The sequence below is a fragment of the Sutterella parvirubra YIT 11816 genome, assembly GCF_000250875.1.
Classification (GTDB): Bacteria; Pseudomonadota; Gammaproteobacteria; order Burkholderiales; family Burkholderiaceae_F; genus Sutterella; species Sutterella parvirubra.
The window spans coordinates 1-1,127 of the sequence record NZ_JH604964.1; the positions used below are offsets into that span (position 1 = coordinate 1).

At 64.7% G+C, this 1,127-nt stretch carries 2 protein-coding genes; both read left to right on the top strand.

Annotated elements, in window-relative coordinates; translation table 11 throughout:
• Positions 1–640, top strand: a 640-nt coding sequence (locus tag HMPREF9440_RS05505) for a nucleoside hydrolase (RefSeq protein ID WP_008542279.1), incomplete at its 5' end; no start/stop codon positions are given.
• Between the two features lie 192 nt (positions 641–832).
• On the top strand, positions 833–1,127 hold a 295-nt coding region (locus tag HMPREF9440_RS11000), incomplete at its 3' end, for an AraC family transcriptional regulator N-terminal domain-containing protein (protein WP_172634288.1).

Below are 1,127 nucleotides of genomic sequence, written 5' to 3' on the forward strand. Positions count from 1 at the left end.
CATCGTGATGCGCGAGCCCGAAGGCACGGTGACGTTGGTCCCCACCGGCCCGCTCACCAACATCGCGCTCGCCGCCAGGATGGAGCCCCGCATCGTCTCCCGCGTGAAGGAAGTGGTCCTGATGGGCGGGGGCTACCACATCGGGAACGTGCGGCCCTTTGCCGAATTCAACATCGAAAACGACCCGGAGGCCGCCCACATCGTGTTTTCGGAATCCTGGAAGGTCGTCATGGTGGGGCTGGACCTCACTTATCAGGCGCGCGCCGACGAAGCGGTGCGCGGGCGCGCCCGCGGGATCGACACGTTCCCCGGAAGGCTCTTCTCGGACGTCTTGGAAGCCTTCGCGATCAACTACAAGAAGAGGAGCGGCTTCACCGCGCCCCCGGTGCACGACCCCTGCGCGGTCGCGTACGTGATCGATCCGACGGTCGTCGAAACCGTGCCGGTGCCGATTTCGATCGAGATGACGGGGACGTTGACGCGCGGGATGACCGTGGCGGACTTCCGCCGTCCGGCCCCTGAAGGGTGCCATACCCACGCCGCTGTGAAGCTCGATCAGGAGCGCTTCTGGGCGATGGTGTTCGACGCCGTTGAGCGTCTCGGCGACCCGGACCCCGGCGTCGTGCTTCCGAAGGATTGAGGCTTGCCCGGCGCGTGGGCGAGGCTTCGCCCGCGCCTTGCACGAAAGCGCCTCTCTCTTGACGGATCGTGCTTTCAGGGATTGCCCGAAAGTGTGTTTTGACGCGCTTTCGGGCATCGTCGTTTTAAAATTCCCTTCAGACGACCAAACGCCGGATTGCCTACGCAACCGGTGGTTATCCCGGAGAAAATGATGAACGACATTCCCATCATCCAGTTGCCCGATCACGCTTCCGCAGAGGCGCTTGAGCGCATCGATGGGATGCGCGTGAGGCTCCTGAAGATGCTCATGGCGAAGGCGGACGGCCCGGGTGAGCACGCGGGGTGCGTGCCGGGGTTCCAGTGGACGGTGAGGCGCCCCTCCAACAATGCCGGGCAGGGCTTCTACGACCCGGCCTGCGCCTTCATCCTGCAGGGCGTCAAGCGCTCGACGATCGGCGAACGGGTCTTCGAGTACGGCGAAGGCAGGATGATCGTCACCGCCGTCG